Genomic DNA, 19,946 nt, shown 5'->3' with positions numbered 1-19,946 from the left:
CCCCGCGCCCCTTAAGGGGCGCGGGAGCGCGGGCCTCAATCCCTGCCGGGCCGCCCGTTCGGGTTCTCCGGGATCTCGATGGAGTCCGTCGGGTCCGGCTCCGCCGGATCGCTCGTCGGCGGCTCCGTGGTCGGGTCGTCCGTGGGCGGCTCGGTCGTCGGGGTCTCCGTCGGCTTCTCCGTCGTCGGGTCGTCCGTCGGCGGCTTCGTCGTCGGCTTCTCCGTCTCCGTCGGCTCGTCCGTCGGCTCCTTCGGGGCCTGCGTCGTCGGGTCCGGCGGCGGTGCGATGGCCGCGCCCATGGACGTGTCCAGGTCGAAGTTGCTGGGCGCGCCCATCGCGTCGAAGGTGTACGCCGCCCAGATCTGCGCCGGGAAGCTGCCGCCGTCGACGCGCGGCAGACCGCCCGCGCCCTTCATGGAGACCTGCTTGCTCTCCTCGGCGGTGCCCGCGGCTCCCTCGCCGAACAGGCCGACGGACGTGACCAGCTTGGGCGTGTAGCCGACGAACCAGGCCGACTTGTTGTCGTCGGACGTACCGGTCTTGCCCGCCACGTCCTGCACCGGGTTGCGCACCGCACGGCCCGTTCCGTCGTCGACCACGCCGGTCAGGACCGAGGTGAGCGAGTCCGCGGTGCCGCGCTCGACGACCTGCTCGCCGACCGGGTCCGGCAGCTCGATCGTGCGGTCCTTGTGCTCGACGGAGGCCACGACCGCGGGGGTGACCTTCTTGCCGTGGTTGTCGAGCGTGGCGTAGACGCCCGCCATCTCCAGCGGGCTCGCGCCCATGGTGCCCAGGGTCTGGGCGGGCACTGCGGGCAGATCCTCGACGTCCATGCCGAGCTTGCCGGCGGTCTCCAGTACGTCGTCCATGCCGACGTCCACGCCCATCTGCGCGAAGACGGAGTTGATGGACTTGTTCATCGCCTTCTGGACGGTGACCGGGCCGTAGCTCTTGTCGTCCTCGTTCGGCGGCGCGAAGCCGACGTCGCTGCCCTTGACCGGGCGCTCGCTGGTGCCGTCGTAGACCGTGTTCGCCGTGATGGGCTGGCCGGACTGCGTCGTGGCGCTCTTCTCCAGGGCGGCGGCCAGGATCAGCGGCTTGAAGGTGGAGGCGGGCTGGTAGTCGCGCCGGGTCGCGTTGTTCGTGAAGTGCTTGACGTAGTCCCGGCCGCCGTACATCGCCAGGACCTTGCCGGTCTTGGGGTCGACGGAAGCGGCGCCCGCCTGCACCCGGGCGTCGGCCTTGCGCTTGTCCGGGTCGAGCTGGTCGTTCAGCTTCTTGTCGACGGCCTTCTCGAGCTGCTTCTGCTTCTTCTTGTCGATGTTGAGCGTGATCGTGTAGCCGCCCGCGTCGAACTGCTTCTCGCTGAGGTGGCCCGCCTTCATGACCTCGGCCTTGGCCTGGCGCACCAGATAGCCGTTCTGGCCCTCAAGGCCGGGGGCGGCCTTGGGCGCGTCCGGCTTGTCGAACTTCAGGCCGTCTCGCTTGCTCGCGGACAGCCAGCCCTCTTCGACCATGTTGTCGAGCACGTAGTTCCAGCGCGCCTCGACCAGCTTCCTGCTGGTGTCCGTGGCGGAGGTCCAGTCGTACTGGTTCGGGGCCTGGAGGAGTGCGGCGAGGTAGGCGCCCTGCGAGACGTCCAGGTCCTCGGCGTCGATGCCGTAGTACGCCTGGGCGGCGGCCTGGATGCCGTAGGCGCCGCGGCCGTAGTAGCTGGTGTTGATGTACCCGGCGAGGATGTAGTCCTTGCTCTTGTTCTGGTCCACCTTCAGCGAGATGACCAGTTCCTTGACCTTGCGGCTCACGGTCTGGTCCTGCGTCAAGTAGTAGTTCTTGACGTACTGCTGGGTGATCGTCGAGCCGCCCTGCTTGCCCTTGCCGGTGACGGTGTTGATCAGACCGCGGGCCGTGCCCTTGAAGTCGACGCCCTTGTCCTTGTAGAAGGACTTGTTCTCGGCGGCCACGAACGTCCGCTGGACTTCCTTGGGCACCTTCTCCAGGTCGACGACCTCGCGGTTCAGCTCGCCGGTCCTGGCGATGACGTCGCCGTTCTTGTACTTGTAGACGTTGCTCTGGAGCCGGGCCGCCGCGTTGCCCTCGGGGACGTCGACCACCATGTAGAGGACGACGAAGGAGAGCATGCCGAGCAGGCAGAGCCCGAAGAGCGTCCCCAGGATCTTCTTCAGCGTGAAGAAGCGGCGTATGCCCGTGCGCTTGGGTTTGCCGCCACCGGCGGGGCGCCCGCGCGATGCCCGGCGCGCGCCGCGCTGCCGCGCTTGTCGCTCTTCGGCTCGGCCCATGGTCCTTTGTGCTCCGCTTCCGTCTAGTCCTCGTGCGTACGTCGAATCAGCTCATGAAGCTAACACCGCACCGTGGGACAAACTCCTGCCGATCCGGTCTTTTCCGGACGTGACAATGAGCACCTGCCCTTAACAACCGACGAACACAGGCCTCAGAAGGTTGCCCGGCTTTCGAACCTGTGAGCTCCCCGTGACAGGTATACATGCCACGTATACACACCGTGTAGAGTGCTCCGCATGTCCATCGGTCACACCCTCCTCGGCCTTCTTGAGTCGGGCCCGCGCCACGGCTACGACCTCAAGCGCACCTTCGACGAGAAGTTCGGTCACGACAAGCCACTGCACTACGGGCAGGTCTACTCGACCATGTCGCGCCTCCTGAAGAACGGCCTCGTCGAGGTCGACGGCATAGAGGCGGGCGGCGGCCCCGAGCGCAAGCGGTACGCGATCACCGAAGCCGGCATCACCGATGTCGAGCGGTGGCTCGCCACCCCCGAGAAGCCCGAGCCCTACCTCCAGTCGACCCTCTACACGAAGGTCGTCCTCGCGCTCCTCACCGAGCGCGACGCCTCGGAGATGCTCGATGCCCAGCGGGCCGAGCACCTGCGCCTGATGCGCATACTCACCGACCGCAAGCGCAAGGGCGACCTCGCCGACCAGCTGATCTGCGACCACGCGCTGTTCCATCTCGAAGCCGATCTGCGCTGGCTGGAACTCGCCGCCGCGCGCCTCGGCAAGCTCGCCCAGGAGGTTCGCTCCGCATGACCCCCGCCGGTTCCCTCCTGACCGCATCCGGTCTTCGCAAGACGTACGGCCCGACGACCGCGCTCGACGACGCCGAGTTCTCCATCCACCCCGGCGAGGTCGTCGCCGTCATGGGCCCCTCCGGTTCCGGAAAGTCCACGCTCCTGCACTGCCTCGCGGGGATCGTCAAGCCCGACTCGGGCTCCATCACCTACAACGGCCGCGAGCTGACGAGCCTGCCCGACGCCACGCTGAGCGCCCTGCGCCGCAGCGAGTTCGGCTTCGTCTTCCAGTTCGGGCAGCTGGTCCCCGAGCTGACGTGCGTGGAGAACGTCGCGCTTCCCCTCCGGCTGAACGGCGCCAAGCGCAAGGAGGCCGAGGCGACCGCCCGCTCCTGGATGGAGCGCCTGGAGGTCGAGGACGTCGCCGCCAAGCGGCCCGGCGAGGTCTCCGGCGGCCAGGGCCAGCGCGTCGCCGTGGCCCGCGCGCTCGCCACGAGCCCCCGCGTGGTCTTCGCCGACGAGCCGACCGGCGCGCTCGACTCGCTCAACGGCGAGCGCGTCATGGAGCTGCTCACCGACGCCGCGCGCTCGACGAACGCCGCCGTGGTCCTGGTCACGCACGAGACGCGGGTCGCGGCCTACTCCGACCGCGAGATCGTCGTACGCGACGGCAGGGCACGGGACATGGAGCGGGCGATATGAGCCTCGACACCCGTACGAAGGCCGCCACCGCCCCCCGGCCACCGCTCGCCGACGCCACCGCGACCGTGCCCAAGGGGGGACCCCGCGCCTTCGCCCGCGACCTCGCGATGGGCATACGTTTCGCCGTCGGCGGCGGCCGCGAGGGCTGGACCCGCACCCTCCTGACGGCGGTCGGCGTCGGCCTCGGCGTGGCCCTGCTGCTCGGCGCGGCCTCCGTGCCCAACCTGCTTCAGAACCGCGAGGACCGCCAGGTGGCCCGCGCGGCCAACGACCAGTTCTCGGCCGAGAAGATCAAACGCTCCGACTCCACGGTCCTCCAGCGCGACGCCCCCACCGACTTCCGCGACACGACGGTCAGCGGCCGCGTGCTGCGCGCCGAGGGCGCCCACCCGGTCCTGCCGCCCGGCCTGAAGAAGATCCCGGCCGACGGCGAGATGCTCGTGTCGCCCGCCCTGCGCGACCTCCTGAACAGCTCCGACGGCTCCCTCCTGAAGGAGCGGTACGGCGACTACAAGATCACGGGCACCATCGGCGACGCGGGCCTGACCAACCCCAAGGAGCTCTACTACTACGCCGGTTCCGACGCGCTCACCCCGGCCAAGGGCGGCCACCGCGTGGACACCTACGGCTACGAAGAGCCCGCGGAACCCATGGACCCGATGCTCATCGTCCTGGTCGTCCTGATCTGCGTGGTCCTGCTGACCCCGGTGATCATCTTCATCGGCACGGCGGTCCGCTTCGGCGGCGACCGGCGCGACCGGCGTCTCGCCGCGCTGCGCCTGGTCGGCGCGGACGCGCACAGCGTGCGGCGGATCGCGGCGGGCGAGGCCCTGTGCGGCGCGCTGCTCGGCCTTGCCGCGGGCGGACTGTTCTTCCTGGGCGTACGCGAACTGATCGGCACCCTCGACGGGTGGAAGATCAGCGCCTTCCCCTCCGACGTGGTGCCGTTGCCCGGCCTCGCCGTACTGATCCTGCTCGCCGTGCCCGTCACGGCCGTCCTGGTCACGCTGATCTCGCTGCGGGCCGTCTCCATCGAGCCGCTGGGCGTCGTGCGCAGCACCAAGCCCCGCAAGCGCCGCCTGTGGTGGCGCATCGTGATGCCGCTCGTCGGCCTCGGGATCCTGCTTGCCGCGGGCCGCGTCGGCGGCGACATGGCCCCGCCGGTCTTCGCCATCGGCGCGGGCGCGACGCTCACCCTGGTGGGCCTTGCCGCGCTGCTGCCCTGGCTCGTCGAGGCGAGCGTGGCCCGGCTGCGCGGCGGTGGCCCAGTGCCCTGGCAACTTGCCACCCGCAGGCTCCAGTTGAGCAGCGGTACGGCGGCGCGCGCGGTCAGCGGCATCACTGTCGCCGTGGCGGGCGCGGTCGCCCTGCAGATGCTGTTCGTCGCGATGCACGACGACTTCAACCGGGTGACGGGGAACGACCCCGGCCGCGCCAAGCTGGTCGTCCGGGCCGACGTCGGTGACGGCGAGCTCGCCCAGCGGATGATCGACAAGTTCCGCACGACCAAGGGCGTCAAGAACGTCATCGGCACGGTCTCCTCATACGCCGTGCGGCCCGGCAAGCTGAAGAGCCCCGACGAGCTCAGGCCCACCACGGAGGTGACGGTCGGCACCTGCGCGAACCTGCGCGAGCTGGCCCGGATCGGCTCGTGCGAGGACGGCGACACCTTCGTCGTGCACACCGGCAACGCCAGGATGAACAAATGGGTCGACGCGTCGGCCCGCCCCGGCGAGCCGCTCGACCTGCACGTCGGCCGCGAGGGTGAGCCCGGCCAACGGCACAACCTGTGGACGCTGCCGGCCGACTCCCGCACGGTCAAGGCCCGCCCCGACCCGGGCGGCGATCTGCACGACGGCGTCTACGCGACGCCCGGCGCGATCGACGTGGCCAAGATGACCGACGCCTCGACGACCGCGATGATCCAGGTCGACCCGGACGTCAAGGACGCCGAGGAGTACATCCGCAACACCGCGGCCCACGTCGACCCGTTCCTCTCCGTGATGACGCTGCGCGCGGTCGAGCGCGACAAGCAGTACGCCACCATCCAGAGCGGCCTGCAGATCGGCGCGATGGCGACGATGGCGCTGATCGCGGCGTCCATGCTGGTCTCGATGATGGAGCAACTGCGGGAGCGCAAGCGCCTGCTCGCCGCGCTCACCGCGTTCGGCACGCGCCGTGCGTCGATGGCGTGGTCGATCCTGTGGCAGACCGCGATCCCGGTCGCGATCGGCCTCGCGCTCGCCGTCGCGGGCGGCCTCGGCCTCGGCTGGGTCATGGTCCGCATGATCGAGAAGTCGGTCACCGACTGGTGGCTCTTCGCCCCCCTGACGGCGGCGGGCGCCATCCTCGTCGCGGTCGTGACGGTGCTCAGCCTGCCGCCCCTGTGGCGCATGATGCGCCCGGACGGCCTGCGCACGGAGTAACTCCCCGCGCTCAGTCGGTGCGTTGCCGGTGCGGGGTCACAACACCCGCACCGGCAACGGCTTCACGGCCCCCCTCATCGCGGCGGCGAGCGCCTCGTACTCCGCCGCCCGCGCGGCCCCCGTACGCATCGCGAGGGCGATGCGCCTGGTCGGCGCCGGGTCCGCGAAGTACCCGGTGAGCAGCTGATTGCTCCGGCTGGTCTCGACGCGGACCGCGGTGCGCGGAAGGAGCGTCACACCGAGCCCGCCTGCCACCAGCTGTACGAGGGTGGAGAGCCCGGCGGCGGTCGTGGTCACCGGGGCGTCCGCGCGCCCGGCCTCCCGGCAGATGTCCAGGGCCTGGTCGCGCAGGCAGTGCCCTTCGTCGAGCAGCAGCAGGTTCAGCTCGCGCAGGGCGTCGCGCGGGATTCCCTCGCGCCCGCCGAGCCAGTGGTCGAGCGGCGTGACGAGCACGAAGTCCTCGTCGAACAGGGGGAGTTCGGTGACGCCGGGCACGCCGAGCGGCACGGCGAGAAGCAGCAGATCGAGCCGTCCGGCGCCGAGCCCCTCGATCAGCGACGAGGTCTGCTCCTCATGCACCTGAAGGTCCAGATCCGGGTACTTCTCGTGGACGAGCCCGATGAGCGTGGGCAGCAGATAGGGCGCCACGGTCGGGATCACGCCGAGCCGCAGCGCCCCGGTGAACGGCGCGCGCACCGCGTCGGCCTCCTCCATCAGCGCCCCGACCTCGTCGAGGACGGCCCTGGCCCGCACCGCGAGGCGCTCGCCGGCCGACGAGAGCAGCACCTTGCGGGTCGTACGCTCCAGGAGCTGGACACCCAGTGCCTCCTCCAGGGCCGAGACGGCGCCGGAGAGCGCGGGCTGACTCATCCCTATTGCTACCGCCGCGTCCCTGAAGTGCAGATGCTCGGCCACGGCCGCGAAGGCGCGCAGCTGCGCCAGGCTGGGCTGCTTGCCCCTATTTATGGCTGGCACTGATAGCCACCTCCGATCAACAAGACAGAGTGTAGCTATTTCCCTAATCAATGCACTCTGTGCCACGATCGACAGCAGTCCAACCCCTTGGAGCCCCTTACCGGGTTCCTATGCTGCAAGGAGAGTCCGTGCTCACTGTCGGTGACAAGTTCCCCCAGTTCGATCTGACCGCCTGTGTCTCCCTGGAGAAGGGCGCTGAGTTCAAGCAGATCGACCACAAGACCTACGAGGGCAAGTGGAAGATCGTCTTCGCGTGGCCCAAGGACTTCACCTTCGTGTGCCCGACCGAGATCGCCGCCTTCGGCAAGCTGAACGACGAGTTCGCTGACCGTGACGCCCAGATCCTCGGCTTCTCCGGTGACTCCGAGTTCGTGCACCACGCCTGGCGCAAGGACCACCCGGACCTGACCGACCTGCCCTTCCCGATGCTGGCCGACTCGAAGCACGAGCTCATGCGTGACCTCGGCATCGAGGGCGCGGACGGCTTCGCGCAGCGCGCCGTCTTCATCGTCGACCAGAACAACGAGATCCAGTTCACGATGGTGACCGCCGGTTCCGTGGGCCGTAACCCCAAGGAGGTCCTCCGGGTCCTCGACGCGCTCCAGACCGACGAGCTCTGCCCCTGCAACTGGACCCAGGGCGACGAGACCCTTGACCCGGTCGCGCTGCTCTCGGGCGAGTGAACGGAGCCTACTGACATGGCACTCGACGAACTGAAGTCCGCCGTACCGGACTACGCCAAGGACCTGAAGCTGAACCTCGGCTCGGTCATCGGCAACTCGGACCTGCCGCAGCAGCAGCTGTGGGGCACGGTGCTCGCCTGCGCGATCGCCTCCCGCTCCCCGAAGGTGCTGCGCGAGCTCGAGCCCGAGGCGAAGGCGAACCTCTCCCCCGAGGCGTACACCGCCGCCAAGTCGGCCGCGGCCGTCATGGCGATGAACAACGTCTTCTACCGCACGCGCCACCTCCTCTCGGACCCGGAGTACGGGACGATGCGGGCCGGCCTGCGGATGAACGTCATCGGTAACCCGGGCGTGGAGAAGGTCGACTTCGAGCTGTGGTCGCTCGCGGTCTCCGCGATCAACGGCTGCGGCCAGTGCCTCGACTCGCACGAGCAGGTGCTGCGGAAGGCGGGCGTGGATCGCGAGACGATCCAGGAAGCCTTCAAGATCGCCGCCGTGATCCAGGCGGTCGGCGTCACGCTGGACTCCGAGGAGTCTCTGGCGTAGTCGCCTCAAGCCGAAAAAAGCGGCTCCGCCCAGCAGCAGCTGGGCGGGGCCGCTTAATCTTTCAGCCCCTCCGGCGTTTGAGGAGCGGGGTCTGGGGCGGAGCCCCAGTTTCGGGAAGGGGCGGGGTTGGGGACTGCCGGGAGGCCCTACGAACCCGCACCCGGCGACGGGGCAGCAGATGGATCAACCGGGGCCACATCCACCGCCGTAGCCCCCCGCGGCTGCGGAGACTGCTTCAGGGCCGCCTCCCGGGAGTACGCCCGCAAGTAGCCCACCACCGTATTCGTGACGGCGACCAGCGGCACGGCCACCACCGCCCCGCCGATCCCGGCGACCAACCCACCCGCGGCCACGGACAGCACAACGGCCAGCGGATGCACCCGTACGGCACGGCCGAGGATGAACGGCTGCAGGATGTGGCCCTCGATCTGCTGCACGGCGAGGACCACGACCAGGGTCATCACACCGGTGAAGACGCCCTGCGTCACCAGACCCACCACCACGGCGAGCGCGCCCGAGATGACCGCGCCCACCAGCGGGATGAACGCGAACAGGAAGATGAAGACGGCGAGCGGCACCGCCATCGGCACCCCGAGGAAGTAGATCCCGAGCCCGATGAAGATCGCGTCGATCAGGGCCACTATCACCGTGCCGCGCACATAGGCCGTCAGCGTGCGCCAGGCCCGCGGCCCCGCACCCGCGATGCCGGGCCGCGCGGGCGCAGGGACCAGCTTCAGGACCCACTGCCAGATGCGCTTGCCGTCGTACAGCAGGAACAGCGTCGAGAACATCGCGAGCAGGATGCCGGTCAGGGCCTCCACGATCACGGTGACCCCTTCGAGCCCCGCCGACGTCAGCTCCTCCGTGTTCGCCCCGACCGCCTCGCGCAGGCTCTTGGCGATGTCGTTGATCTGGTCCTCGGTGACGTGGAACGGGCTGGTGAGCAGCCAGTTGCGCAGGTCGTCGATGCCGTCCTGGACCTGGCTGGACAGGTCGTTCGCGTTCTCCATGACCTGCCAGACCACGAACCAGCCGACCAGACCGATGACGACGAAGCCGAGCACGGCCGTGAGGACCGTCGCGAGCCCCCTCGGAAGACCGAGCCGCTTGAGCCTGACCACCGTCGGCTGGAGCATCGCGGTGATGAGGAGCGCCGCGACGAAGGCGAAGACGACGAGCTGCACGGCGCTGATGACCTTCATCAACACCCAGAGCGTGCCCGCGAGTACGAGTAGACGCCAGCCTGCCTCGGCCGCGACCCGCATCCCCCACGGAACCGCCGCGACGGGGTCGGGCCGTGCCGCTATGTCCGGGGCGTAGGCGGGCGGGGCCGGCACGACCTGCTCCGGCTCTTCTCCGGCTGCCGCCTCGGCCGCCGCGTCGCCCTCGGCGGCGGCAGCGTCGTCGGCGGCCGACCGCCGTGCCGCCCTGACGCCGTCCTCCGGGCCGGAGTCAGGGTCGGCGCGCCCCATCCGCTCGCCCATCTGAGCCAGCCCGGAACCCAGCCGGCCGATCCACCCTGGCACTCGCGACATGATCCGTCCTCTTCCCCCGTCTTTCCGCACCACTCCCCCCTGGAAGTTGTCGGACTGACCGTACACGGCAAAGACCCCCCACCGAAGGACGGTGAGGGGCCTCAGAAGGTTGAGCGCCGAGCGGCTCAGTACCAGTTGTTCGCCTGCCAGAAGTCCCAGGCTCCGCACGGGCTTCCGTACCGGTCGTTCATGTAGCCGAGACCCCACTTGATCTGCGTGGCGGGGTTCGTCTGCCAGTCGGCACCGGCCGAGGCCATCTTGGAGCCGGGCAGCGCCTGGACGAGGCCGTACGCACCCGAAGAGGGGTTGCTGGCCTTGTAGTTCCAGGTGGACTCGTGGTTGACGATGTTGCTGAAGCACTGGAACTGGTCACCGGGGACCATCTGCCGTGCCATCGCCTGGACCTGCGAGACGGAGTACGAGGACTGCGGGGCGAAGTCAGAGGCGTCGCGCGCGGAGGAACGGCTGGCCTTGGTCTCGGCCGCCTCCTCGCGCTCCTTCTTGGCTGCCGCCTTCTCCGCCTTCTCGGCGGCCTCGGCCTTCTCCGCGGCCTTCTGCTTCGCGATCGCCGACTCGGCGGCCTGCTTGCGGGCCGCTTCCGCCGCGGACTTCTTCGCGGCCGTGTCCGCAGCCATGGCCTGTGCGTCGGCCTGCTGCGTCAGGGACGCGGTCTGCACCTGGGCCTGCTGACCCGCGGGGATGTCTGCGAGGAGTGTCGCGTCGCTTGCTGTCGCCTCGAAGTCGTTGTCGTTCGAGGCGCCCGGGGTGCTGCCCGAGGCGACACCAACAACAGCGCCGACGGTGGTGACCGCGGTGGCGGATGCCACGGCGAATCCCCGGACCGAAATCCGGCTCACACGGTTTCCTTCCAGCATCGCCCGCATAGGTGACCTCGCGGACGCAATCGTGCCCCTGGCGCTGGCCTCCGCTTGTATCGGTCACGGGAGGCACGGACCCGGTGGGCAACTCCCGTGACGGGAGCGCCGCGTGGTGCTCGGGCGGCATGCGACGGCCACTATGAAGTTCTGGTGTTTCCGTTTTGCAGTACCGCTGGGGGTACAGGTGTGTCGCATGCGGGGCCTGACAGGACCCAGACTCTGCCCCAGCCGGACGCCGCAAGGCAATTCCCCGTTGCGTGTGAAAGCTCACACCTCGTTTGCCCCAGGAGTTTTTCGGAAAAGGGCGAACGCCAAGACGCCGCCCGGCTAAGCTCCTTCGCTTCGCCGGGCGGCGCCAACTACCGCGTAACCAGGGTGAACTGGATCAGATCGCTCCGTCCTCCAGCATTTCGGTCACAAGCGCCGCGATCGGCGAACGCTCGGAGCGGGTGAGCGTGACGTGGGCGAAGAGCGGATGCCCCTTCAGCTTCTCGACGACGGCAACTACCCCGTCGTACCGCCCCACTCGGAGGTTGTCGCGCTGGGCGACGTCGTGAGTGAGGACGACTCGGGAGTTCGCCCCGATCCTGGACAGAACGGTCAAAAGAACGTTCCTCTCCAGGGATTGGGCCTCGTCGACGATCACGAACGCGTCGTGCAGCGAGCGCCCGCGGATATGAGTGAGAGGGAGCACTTCGAGCATGCCGCGCGCCGTCACCTCCTCGATGACCGCCTTGCCCGCCACCGAACCGAGCGTGTCGAAGACCGCCTGGGCCCAAGGGCCCATCTTCTCGGCCTCGGTGCCGGGCAGATAGCCGAGCTCCTGCCCGCCCACCGCGTACAGCGGCCGGAAGACCATCACCTTCTGGTGCTGCCGGCGCTCCAGGACCGCCTCAAGTCCCGCGCAGAGCGCGAGAGCCGACTTGCCGGTGCCCGCACGGCCGCCCATCGACAGGATGCCGATGTCCGGATCGAGCAGCAGATCCAGCGCGATGCGCTGCTCCGCACTCCTCCCCTTGATGCCGAAGGCCTCACGATCGCCGCGTACGAGACGGACATTGCCCTCGGCCGTGACACGGCCGAGCGCCTTGCCCTTCTCCGACTGGATGGTGAGGCCCGTGTGGACGGGCAGGTCGGCCGCCTCGGGCACGTACAGGGTGTCCTCTTCGAAGAGGAGGTCCACCTGTTCGCCGGAGAGGGTCAGTTCGGACATTCCGGTCCAGCCGGAGTCCGTGATGGCGAGCTCGGCGCGGTACTCCTCCGCGAGGAGGCCGACCGAGGACGCCTTGATCCTCAGAGGCAGATCCTTCGACACGACGGTGACGTCGTATCCCTCTGCCTGGAGGTTGCGCGCGACGGCGAGAATCCGTGAGTCGTTGTCCCCCAACCGGTAGCCGGCCGGAAGCACGCCGGGATCGGAGTGGTTGAGCTCGACGCGCAGCGTGCCGCCCAGGTCGCCGATCGGAATCGGCGCGTCCAGGCGACCGTGCCGGACCCGGCAGTCGTCCAGGAGGCGCAGGGCCTGCCGGGCGAAGTAGCCGAGCTCGGGGTGGTGCCGCTTCGCCTCGAGCTCCGTGACCACGACGACGGGCAGCACGACTTCGTGCTCGTCGAAGCGGTACATGGAGTTCGGGTCTGCGAGCAGAACGCTGGTGTCGAGAACATAGGTGCGCCTGTCGGACATGCGGCGCTTTGTGCTGGTCACCACGGAAGGACGTACCCCCTCGGATGAGGTCGGGGAGCGACGGGAAGGATGCCGGGAGAAATCCGGACCGGTCTCGTGCCGCAGTGCGCGGGCCGAGCTCCGGCCCTCCACTTCGCCCGTACTCACCGCACGGTCGTCCTGGTGCAAAGGGCCTCCCGGGCGGACGGCCCCATGCCGCCCGCTGAGATACGACATCCGTGAATCGGATGTCGACCTGGAAGGCTTATTCCCTCGAACATGCGCTGCCATGCCATGGCATATGACGGCGCGTCCGTGAACTCTGGGTTACTCGCGCCTCACCGACATGAGTGCCTCGCGTGCCTCTTGGGGCGTCAGCCGCCGTAGCGCCGGTGCCTGGCCGCGTAGTCACGCAGCGCACGCAGGAAGTCGACCTTGCGGAAGGCCGGCCAGAAGACTTCACAGAAGTAGTACTCGGAGTGGGCCGACTGCCAGAGCATGAAGCCGGACAGGCGCTGCTCGCCACTCGTTCGGATCACCAGGTCGGGGTCGGGCTGGCCGCGCGTGTAGAGGTGCTTGGAGATCAGGTCGACGTCGACGGTCTCGGCGACGTCCTCCAGGCTCGTGCCCTTCTCCGCGTGGTCCAGGAGCAGCGAGCGGACCGCGTCGGCGATCTCCTGCCGGCCGCCGTACCCCACGGCCACGTTGACCAGTATTCCCTTGTTGCCGTGGGTGGCCTGCTCGGCCTCCTTCAGGACGGCCTGGGTGCGGGAGGGCAGCAGGTCCATCGTGCCCACGTGGTGCACGCGCCAGCGGCCGTCGACGGCGAGGCTGCGGACGGTGTCCTCGATGATGCCGAGGAGCGGGATGAGCTCCCGCTCCGGGCGGTCGAAGTTGTCCGTCGACAGCATCCAGAGGGTGACGACCTCGACGTCCGTCTCGGCACACCAGCCGAGGAACTCCTCGATCTTGTACGCACCCGCCTGGTGGCCCTGTTCGGTTGTCCCGCCGGACGCCTTCGCCCAGCGCCTGTTGCCGTCGAGGATGACCCCGATGTGCTTGGGCACCTGGTCGTGGTCGAGGCGGCCTTCCACCCGGCGTGCGTAAAGTCCGTACACCAGGTCGCGCAGGTTCACTTCTGTCAGCCCCTCCATGCAGATGGCAGTCCCCGAAGGCGAAAGCCTACCGCTGTGAGGGCGGGGTTCCGCCCTGGGGTGAGGCGGGCCTTCCCTCTCCGGCGGCCCTCGGGCGACCCTCGGGTGACACGAGGCCGACCCCCGGAAGATCCCGGGCTGAAGTAGCTTCGTACCCATGAACGACACGTCTCTGTACCGAGCGGCAACGGACCGTTACAGCAGCATGGAGTACCGGCGCACGGGCCGCAGCGGCCTGAAGCTGCCCGCCGTCTCCCTGGGCCTGTGGCACAACTTCGGTGACGACAAATCCCTGGAGAGCCAGCGCGCGATCCTGCGTCGCGCCTTCGATCTGGGCGTCACGCACTTCGACCTGGCGAACAACTACGGCCCGCCGGCCGGTTCGGCCGAGCTCAACTTCGGCAAGCTGTTCGCGCAGGACTTCGCCCCGTACCGCGATGAATTGGTCATTTCGACCAAGGCGGGCTACCTCATGCACCCCGGCCCGTACGGCGAGTGGGGTTCGCGCAAGTACCTGCTGTCGTCCCTCGACGCGTCGCTCAAGCGGATGGGCGTGGACTACGTCGACATCTTCTACTCGCACCGCTTCGACCCGGAGACCCCGCTCGAAGAGACGATGGGCGCGCTGGCGTCCGCCGTACGGCAGGGCAAGGCGCTGTACGTGGGTGTCTCCTCCTACAACAGCGAGCAGACCGCCGAAGCGGCGCGGCTGCTGCGGGAGATGGGCGTTCCCGCGCTCATCCACCAGCCCTCGTACTCGATGATCAACCGCTGGACCGAGGACGACGGTCTGCTCGACACCCTCGAGGACGCGGGCATGGGCTGCATCTCCTTCGTGCCGCTGGCGCAGGGCCTGCTCACGAACAAGTACCTGAAGGGCATCCCCGAGGGTTCGCGCGCCACGCAGGGCAAGTCGCTCGACCCCGACCTCCTGAGCGACGAGGTCGTGCGACGCCTGGGCGGCCTGAACGACATCGCGGCCCGCCGCGACCAGTCGCTCGCACAACTGGCCCTCAACTGGGTCCTGCGCGACGAGCGGATGACCTCCGCGCTGATCGGCGCCTCCAGCGTGAAGCAGCTGGAGGAGAACGTCGCGGCGCTGTCCGGTCCGAAGCTCACGGACGAGGAGCTCAGCGAGATCGACACGTACGCGGTGTCCACGCCCGGCACCAATATCTGGGCCGGGCGCGGCTAGTTCGGGCGGAACTGGCGGGAACTGGCGGGACGCCTCAGCCGGTGTACCCCTGCCCCGGGGCAGGGGTGCGCGGGCGCTTGAACCAGGCGCCCGCGGCGCCCTGCGCGAGCAGGACGACCGTGGCGATCGAGCCGAGCAGGCCGAGGAGGCCGCCCGGGTTGCCGGAGGCCAGGCCACCGAGCCCGAGGGCTATCTGCACGCTCATCAGCACGATGCAGGTCACGCGCACGCCGTTGCCCGCGTTCTTGAACGCGAAGGCGAACCCGCAGGCCACCAGGAGGCAGAGGTTCGCTCCGAAGGCCGCGCCGGCCGTCTCCGCATCACCCGAGGCCGCGATCGCGATCGTGCCGAGCAGGACGAGCCCGCTGAGGACCCAGACGACGATCTGCGCGGCGCGCACTATGCCGGGCATCGTGAGCGGGGCGACCGGGCCGTACCCGTATCCGTATCCGTATCCGTACGCGGGGTCCTGCGCCGGGCCGGTGTAAGAGGGGAGACCCTGCTGGGGGTTGGCCTGCGGATTGACCTGCGGATTGGCCTGCGGGTCATGGGGCGGTGGGGGGAACTGGTTCGACATGTCCCTGACGATATCCGCAGGCTCTGTTCCGACGATCATGCGGGCGCGAACCCCCTGCGGGCACAAAAAAATCGGGCCGGTCCATGGGGGGGAGATGGACCGGCCCGAGGGGGGGTTTCCACCATAACCCTTCGTAAGTGATGCTGCGCGCATCGGCGTGCCACAACTACTCTCCGAAACCGCCCGACAACTCCGCGACCCTGTTCTCCCACCGGATTTCGGCCCCCGGGGACAAATTTCAGCCCCGTGCGGTGGTAACCCACAGGAGGGACGGGGGCGGGACGCCCGCTTGACGCGGCGGGGCGGGGCGAGGCAGGACTGGCGGCGCTTGACGCGGCGGGCGGGAGGGGCGCTAGCTTCGGCTCGCATGGCGACGCTTCTTCTCCCGAGCGGTCGGGCACTCCCCCTGGAGATCGCGGACTCCGCCGGCGCACGGCGGCGCGGGCTGCTCGGCCGGGACGGGGTGACGGGGGCGCTGCTGCTGACTCCGGCGAGCGGCGTGCACACGGTGCGGATGCGGTTCGCCGTCGACGTGGCGTACCTGGACCGGGGGCTGCGGGTCCTGTCGGTGCGGACGATGCGCCCCGGGCGGATCGGGCGGCCCCGGGTGCGGGCCCGGCACGTCCTGGAGGCGGAGGCCGGGGCGATGGAGCGGTGGGGCGTACGCCGGGGTGTGCGGGTCGAGGTGGGGTTCGGTTCGGTTCGGTGATCCGGTGGGGTTCGGTGAGAGGAGGCGCGCGGTGCCGCGCAGCCCCCTCCACCGCGCGGCACCGCACACGTGGCTTTGCTCACGCGAATTCGCCTTGGTCTGAACTTACGTGATCTGCGGGCTCAGATCGAGCCGGTGGCGATAACGATGCGGAATCAACGGAACCTGTTTCGGGATCACTTGGCTGACGTTCGGGATCACTTGGCTAACAATCGTCGCGCCACGCAACCACCGACCGGTTTCCCGCGTCAGGCGGCTTTGCCTTCCTTCTTGCATTCCCTGTTCGCCACAAGCTGCTGCATGTGATCGTCGCCCCACACGCCCAGCGGAATCAGGGCCTCGTTCAGGGACAGGCCGAGGGGGGTGAGTGAGTACTCGACCTTCGGCGGCACCTCCCGGTACACCTCGCGGTGCACGATGCCGTCGGACTCCAGCTCGCGCAGCTGCTGGATGAGCACCTTCTCGCTGATTCCGGTGATGTTCCGCCGGAGCTCGCCGAAGCGCAGCGTCGTGCTCGCGAACAGCGCCCAGAGGATCATCGGCTTCCACTTGCCGCCGACGACGTCCACGGCGGCGTCGAGGCCGCAGGCGTACAGAGTCTTGCCCTCCCTGCCGCTCCCCGCAGCACTTCCCGTGGCGCTGCCCACAGCGCTTCCCGTGGCGCTCCCCGAATTACCCTCCGCGCCGCTGTTCGGCATGGTCCACTCCTCGTGTCCGCAGAGCCACTTACCCGATGGACAGTACCGAAGGAGACCCCCGATGAGCGCCCCTTCAACCGTCACGTGGAGTGCTGCCAACGCCCGGCGCATGGAGCGGCAGTTCCTGCGCACTCCGGCGAAGCCGGGCGAGGCAGGAGCCGGCGAGGTGGTCGACGCGATGCTCGCGGCGCAGGCGCAGGTGATGTCCGCCGCCGAGCTTTCGGTGGGGCTGCGGATGGACGGGGCGACCCGGCAGGACGTACGCGACGCGTTGTGGGGCGAGGAGCCGAGTCTGGTCAAGACGTACGGGCCGCGCGGCACGATCCACTTCCTGCCGACTGCGGAACTCCCTCTCTGGACAGGCGCGTTGTCCGCGATCCCGGGCGGGCCGAGCCCGTTCAAGGCGGGTGACCGGCTGACTCCTTCTCAGACGGAGGAGATCGTGAGCGCGATCGGCGAGGCGCTTGACAGGGTCCGGCTGACCATCGACGAACTCAACGACGAGGTCGTGGCGCGGACGGGCCCCTGGGCTGGGGAGTTGGTGTTGCCCGCCTTCCAGGGGATGTGGCCGCGGTGGCGCTCGGTCATGCATCTGGCGGGCCACCGCGGGGTGCTGTGCTTCGCGCCGAACCGGGGCCGCAAGGTGACGTACACGCGCCCGCCGACAGCGGGTCCGGGGGAGCCGCCGCTGTCCGCCGAGGTGGCGACGGGGCGCCTGGTGCGACGGTTCTTGTACGCGTACGGACCTGCGACGCCGCGGCAGTTCGCCAAGTGGGCGGCGGCGCCGGACGGTTGGGCGAGCGGCGTCTTCGCGGCGCTGGCGTCGGCGGGGGAGATCGAGGGGTTGGGGATGGACGGGGAGCCGTCGTCGGCGGCGGGGTCGAGGTTGGGGGCAGGGTCGAGGTTGGGGGCAGGGTCGTCGGGGTGGGTGGTCGCTGGTGACACGGAGTTTCCGGGGGAGCCGGTGCGGGGGGTGCGGCTGCTGCCGTACTTCGACGCGTACGTGATCGCCTCACACCCGCGCGAGCGGCTCTTCCCGGGTCGGGCCTACGAGCGAGCACTGGCCAAGGGCCAGGCCGGCAACTTCCCTGTGCTGCTGGTCGACGGGGTCGTGGCCGGGGTCTGGCACCAGCGCCGCTCCGGACGACGGATCACGGTGACGGTGGAGCCACTGGGGACGCTGGGCGCCGGGCAGGAGAGGGAGCTTGCGGGGCAGGTGGAGAGGGTGGGGGAAGTGCTGGAGGGGGTGGCGGAGTTGGTGGTGGGGGAGGTGGGGGTGGGGGCTCATGCGTAGGGGGCGCGGGGAAAAATCCACCACGAAGCCGCAGCCCAGTGCGCACACCGCCAACGGGCGCCCCGCGGCGGGCCTAGCCCTTGCGGGCGTTGAAGAGATGCCTCGTACTGTGCGCCACGAAGGGCCCCTCCGCTTCGATCTGGTCGTGCAGGTCCCGTAGCCGCGACCAGTACCGCTCCACCGAGAAGTCCGGCACCATCCACACCACCTTCCGTAGGAAGTGCACGACGGCCCCGATGTCGTAGAACTCCATCCGAAGCCGCTCGGCCCGCAGGTCGACGATCTCCAGGCCCGCTGCCTCCGCCTCGGCCCGCTCGTCATCGGGATGACGCCCGTTCCGTACGGAGTCGGGCTGGGGCCCGAGGAAGTACTCGACGACCTCGAAAGCACTGGCGGGGCCCACGTGCTGGGCGAAGTACGTTCCCCCGGGACGCAGCACGCGCGCGATCTCGTCGAAATGCGGTTTCACCGGATGCCGGCTGGTGACCAGGTCGAACGCCTCCGGCGCGAACGGCAACGGCGCGTCCTCCGGCGAGGACACGACCACCGCACCCCGCGGATGCAGCAGCGCGGTGGCCTTGGCGACGTTCGGCGGCCACCCCTCCGTGGCGACGGCGAGCGGCGGGAGCGAGGGCGCGGATGCGAGGACCTCGCCGCCGCCGGTCTGGATGTCGAGGGAGGCGGTGGCGTGCCCGAGCCGCTCCCCCATGGCGTGGGCGTACCGCCAGGAGGGCCGCTCCTCCGTGGCCCGCCCCTCGAACCAGGAGAAGTCCCAGCCCTCGGTCGGGGCCGACTCCGCTTCCGCCACAAGTGTGTCGAAACAGCTCATGGATCGATCTTCGCATCGCATGGCGTCACGACTCACGCCCATTACTCCAGAGGTAATCGCCACAGCTCCCGTCCACCCAGAAGGATCAAGGGCAACGTCACACGAAGAGAAGGAACCCATGCCACCCACACCCACACCTCCACCCACACCCACACCCGCACCCACACCCACCACCCGCTCCGTCGTGGAGGACCTGCTGGCCCGCATCGCGGAGGGCGACCCCGAGCGCATCGCCGAGCGGTACGCCGACGGTGCGGACTGGAAACTGGACTGGCCGGAGGCCGAGCACGGCCGCGCCGCCACCCCGTGGATCCGCCACCGCGCGACACGCGCCGACGCCGCCGCTCACTATCGCCAGCTCGCCGAGCATCACGTGCCCGGGGAGGCGGCGACCCAGGTCGAGCACATCCTTGTGGACGGTGAGCACGCCGTCGTACTCGGTGAGATCCGCCAGACCGCCCGGCCGACGGGAAGGCCCTACCGGGCACGATTCGCACTGCACCTCACGGTGAAGGACGGCCTCGTCACGCGCCACCACGTGTACGAGGACAGCCTCGCGGTGGCGCAAGCGTTCGGGGAGGGGCGAGGGGAGGGGTGAGGGGAGGAGTGAGGGAAGGTGTGAGGGGAGGAGCAAGTGGAGGAGTAAAGCGTGGGCACCGCACGGGAGTTCGCGCCTACCGTGGCGCGATGAGCGAGAACGATCTCACGATGCCAGTGCGGCTGTGCGATGAGCGCCTCGGCTCTGGTTATGAGCCACTCGGCTCTGTGGCATGGCGGAAGAGGTCGTGGCCTTCCGGACCTCGTACTACTGGACCATCGGCATTCGACTCCTGCCGGAGGCCCGTGGCCGCGGCGTCGGCGCCCGGGCCCAGCGGCTACTGGTGCGGTACCTCTTCGCGCATACCCCCGTGACGCGCATAGAAGCGGACACCGAGGCCGAGAACACCGCCGAGCGACGAGCTTTGGCCGGTCGGTCAGGTCACCGGCTCAACTCGCCCTTATCCGGGCTTAATTAGGACAGCCATAGGGTTCGATC

General features: G+C 69.3%; 19 protein-coding genes. 10 read left to right on the top strand and 9 right to left on the bottom strand.

Going from position 1 to position 19,946, the window contains the following annotated elements:
- Positions 1-35: 35 nt before the first annotated feature.
- Positions 36-2,300: a transglycosylase domain-containing protein gene (locus E5671_RS29615; protein ID WP_160506941.1), complete on the bottom strand. Its 2,265-nt coding sequence runs from the start codon at positions 2,298-2,300 to the stop codon at positions 36-38.
- Between the two features lie 237 nt (positions 2,301-2,537).
- Between E5671_RS29615 and E5671_RS29610 the strand changes: the two genes are divergently transcribed.
- Genes E5671_RS29610 through E5671_RS29600 form a run of 3 tightly spaced genes read left to right on the top strand, consistent with a single transcriptional unit; the run spans position 2,538 to position 6,174 of the window.
- Complete coding sequence (locus E5671_RS29610; protein WP_160506940.1) at positions 2,538-3,065, top strand: PadR family transcriptional regulator; 528 nt, start codon at positions 2,538-2,540, stop codon at positions 3,063-3,065.
- Positions 3,062-3,748, top strand: coding sequence for an ABC transporter ATP-binding protein (locus E5671_RS29605; RefSeq protein WP_160506939.1), 687 nt, complete (start codon positions 3,062-3,064; stop codon positions 3,746-3,748). Before E5671_RS29610 ends, E5671_RS29605 begins: the two co-directional genes overlap by 4 nt.
- Positions 3,745-6,174, top strand: coding sequence for an FtsX-like permease family protein (locus E5671_RS29600; RefSeq protein ID WP_443032716.1), 2,430 nt, complete (start codon positions 3,745-3,747; stop codon positions 6,172-6,174). Before E5671_RS29605 ends, E5671_RS29600 begins: the two co-directional genes overlap by 4 nt.
- Before the next feature lie 36 nt (positions 6,175-6,210).
- On the opposite strand, the gene E5671_RS29595 is transcribed toward E5671_RS29600, so the two are convergent.
- Entirely contained in the window at positions 6,211-7,149 is a 939-nt protein-coding gene (locus E5671_RS29595; RefSeq protein WP_443032715.1) for a LysR substrate-binding domain-containing protein, read from the bottom strand.
- 128 nt (positions 7,150-7,277) lie between these two features.
- Between E5671_RS29595 and E5671_RS29590 the strand changes: the two genes are divergently transcribed.
- Both E5671_RS29590 and E5671_RS29585 read left to right on the top strand, forming a co-directional pair.
- Entirely contained in the window at positions 7,278-7,832 is a 555-nt protein-coding gene (locus E5671_RS29590; protein WP_160506938.1) for a redoxin domain-containing protein, read from the top strand.
- 15 nt (positions 7,833-7,847) lie between these two features.
- Positions 7,848-8,378, top strand: coding sequence for an alkyl hydroperoxide reductase (locus tag E5671_RS29585; RefSeq protein WP_160506937.1), 531 nt, complete (start codon positions 7,848-7,850; stop codon positions 8,376-8,378).
- A 146-nt stretch (positions 8,379-8,524) separates the two neighbouring features.
- Here E5671_RS29585 and E5671_RS29580 read toward each other — a convergent pair whose 3' ends face one another.
- The 4 genes from E5671_RS29580 to E5671_RS29565 all read right to left on the bottom strand — a co-directional run bounded on the left by E5671_RS29580 (position 8,525) and on the right by E5671_RS29565 (position 13,590).
- Entirely contained in the window at positions 8,525-9,913 is a 1,389-nt protein-coding gene (locus E5671_RS29580) for an AI-2E family transporter (protein ID WP_160506936.1), read from the bottom strand.
- Positions 9,914-10,038: 125 nt separating this feature from the next.
- Complete coding sequence (locus E5671_RS29575) at positions 10,039-10,788, bottom strand: lytic transglycosylase domain-containing protein (protein WP_202121300.1); 750 nt, start codon at positions 10,786-10,788, stop codon at positions 10,039-10,041.
- Positions 10,789-11,176: 388 nt separating this feature from the next.
- Positions 11,177-12,499: a PhoH family protein gene (locus E5671_RS29570; RefSeq protein WP_160506934.1), complete on the bottom strand. Its 1,323-nt coding sequence runs from the start codon at positions 12,497-12,499 to the stop codon at positions 11,177-11,179.
- Positions 12,500-12,828: 329 nt separating this feature from the next.
- The gene (locus E5671_RS29565; RefSeq protein ID WP_160510489.1) at positions 12,829-13,590 is read right to left on the bottom strand and encodes an isoprenyl transferase; all 762 of its coding nucleotides are present in this window, start codon (positions 13,588-13,590) and stop codon (positions 12,829-12,831) included.
- Between the two features lie 175 nt (positions 13,591-13,765).
- Between E5671_RS29565 and mgrA the strand changes: the two genes are divergently transcribed.
- A complete protein-coding gene (gene mgrA / locus E5671_RS29560) occupies positions 13,766-14,803 on the top strand; it encodes an L-glyceraldehyde 3-phosphate reductase (RefSeq protein ID WP_160506933.1) in 1,038 nt (345 codons plus the stop codon).
- Between the two features lie 34 nt (positions 14,804-14,837).
- Here the strand turns inward: mgrA and E5671_RS29555 are convergent, their stop codons facing one another.
- Entirely contained in the window at positions 14,838-15,380 is a 543-nt protein-coding gene (locus tag E5671_RS29555) for a hypothetical protein (RefSeq protein ID WP_160506932.1), read from the bottom strand.
- A 367-nt stretch (positions 15,381-15,747) separates the two neighbouring features.
- Between E5671_RS29555 and E5671_RS29550 the strand changes: the two genes are divergently transcribed.
- Positions 15,748-16,089 (top strand): DUF192 domain-containing protein, encoded by a 342-nt coding sequence (locus tag E5671_RS29550; RefSeq protein WP_160506931.1) that lies wholly within the window; start codon positions 15,748-15,750, stop codon positions 16,087-16,089.
- 248 nt (positions 16,090-16,337) lie between these two features.
- Here the strand turns inward: E5671_RS29550 and E5671_RS29545 are convergent, their stop codons facing one another.
- Positions 16,338-16,787: a winged helix-turn-helix transcriptional regulator gene (locus tag E5671_RS29545; protein ID WP_160506930.1), complete on the bottom strand. Its 450-nt coding sequence runs from the start codon at positions 16,785-16,787 to the stop codon at positions 16,338-16,340.
- A 61-nt stretch (positions 16,788-16,848) separates the two neighbouring features.
- Here E5671_RS29545 and E5671_RS29540 point away from each other — a divergent pair, with 61 nt between their 5' ends.
- Complete coding sequence (locus tag E5671_RS29540) at positions 16,849-18,081, top strand: winged helix DNA-binding domain-containing protein (RefSeq protein ID WP_160506929.1); 1,233 nt, start codon at positions 16,849-16,851, stop codon at positions 18,079-18,081.
- Between the two features lie 73 nt (positions 18,082-18,154).
- Here E5671_RS29540 and E5671_RS29535 read toward each other — a convergent pair whose 3' ends face one another.
- Positions 18,155-18,910 carry a class I SAM-dependent methyltransferase gene (locus E5671_RS29535; protein ID WP_160506928.1) on the bottom strand — a complete coding sequence of 252 codons (756 nt, stop codon included), beginning with the start codon at positions 18,908-18,910 and terminating at the stop codon, positions 18,155-18,157.
- 118 nt (positions 18,911-19,028) lie between these two features.
- Between E5671_RS29535 and E5671_RS29530 the strand changes: the two genes are divergently transcribed.
- Together E5671_RS29530 and E5671_RS29525 are read left to right on the top strand one after the other, a co-directional pair.
- Positions 19,029-19,508: a nuclear transport factor 2 family protein gene (locus E5671_RS29530; RefSeq protein ID WP_160506927.1), complete on the top strand. Its 480-nt coding sequence runs from the start codon at positions 19,029-19,031 to the stop codon at positions 19,506-19,508.
- Positions 19,509-19,680: 172 nt separating this feature from the next.
- Positions 19,681-19,926, top strand: coding sequence for a GNAT family N-acetyltransferase (locus E5671_RS29525; RefSeq protein ID WP_237330262.1), 246 nt, complete (start codon positions 19,681-19,683; stop codon positions 19,924-19,926).
- Positions 19,927-19,946: the final 20 nt, after the last annotated feature.

The sequence above is a fragment of the Streptomyces sp. BA2 genome (assembly GCF_009769735.1).
Lineage (GTDB): Bacteria > Actinomycetota > Actinomycetes > Streptomycetales > Streptomycetaceae > Streptomyces.
The sequence above is the reverse complement of the archived record's forward strand: the minus strand, read 5'-3'. Positions and strand labels throughout refer to the sequence as shown.

Coding starts and splice junctions, on each gene's coding strand:
- E5671_RS29600 (WP_443032716.1), top strand. CDS start 3,745: ATGAGCCTCGACACCCGTACGAAGGCCGCCACCGCCCCCCGGCCACCG.
- E5671_RS29580 (WP_160506936.1), bottom strand. CDS start 9,913: ATGTCGCGAGTGCCAGGGTGGATCGGCCGGCTGGGTTCCGGGCTGGCT.
- E5671_RS29545 (WP_160506930.1), bottom strand. CDS start 16,787: ATGCCGAACAGCGGCGCGGAGGGTAATTCGGGGAGCGCCACGGGAAGC.
- E5671_RS29525 (WP_237330262.1), top strand. CDS start 19,681: ATGGCGGAAGAGGTCGTGGCCTTCCGGACCTCGTACTACTGGACCATC.
- E5671_RS29530 (WP_160506927.1), top strand. CDS start 19,029: ATGCCACCCACACCCACACCTCCACCCACACCCACACCCGCACCCACA.
- E5671_RS29605 (WP_160506939.1), top strand. CDS start 3,062: ATGACCCCCGCCGGTTCCCTCCTGACCGCATCCGGTCTTCGCAAGACG.
- mgrA (WP_160506933.1), top strand. CDS start 13,766: ATGAACGACACGTCTCTGTACCGAGCGGCAACGGACCGTTACAGCAGC.
- E5671_RS29555 (WP_160506932.1), bottom strand. CDS start 15,380: ATGTCGAACCAGTTCCCCCCACCGCCCCATGACCCGCAGGCCAATCCG.
- E5671_RS29585 (WP_160506937.1), top strand. CDS start 7,848: ATGGCACTCGACGAACTGAAGTCCGCCGTACCGGACTACGCCAAGGAC.
- E5671_RS29575 (WP_202121300.1), bottom strand. CDS start 10,788: ATGCTGGAAGGAAACCGTGTGAGCCGGATTTCGGTCCGGGGATTCGCC.
- E5671_RS29610 (WP_160506940.1), top strand. CDS start 2,538: ATGTCCATCGGTCACACCCTCCTCGGCCTTCTTGAGTCGGGCCCGCGC.
- E5671_RS29535 (WP_160506928.1), bottom strand. CDS start 18,910: ATGAGCTGTTTCGACACACTTGTGGCGGAAGCGGAGTCGGCCCCGACC.
- E5671_RS29540 (WP_160506929.1), top strand. CDS start 16,849: ATGAGCGCCCCTTCAACCGTCACGTGGAGTGCTGCCAACGCCCGGCGC.
- E5671_RS29550 (WP_160506931.1), top strand. CDS start 15,748: ATGGCGACGCTTCTTCTCCCGAGCGGTCGGGCACTCCCCCTGGAGATC.
- E5671_RS29615 (WP_160506941.1), bottom strand. CDS start 2,300: ATGGGCCGAGCCGAAGAGCGACAAGCGCGGCAGCGCGGCGCGCGCCGG.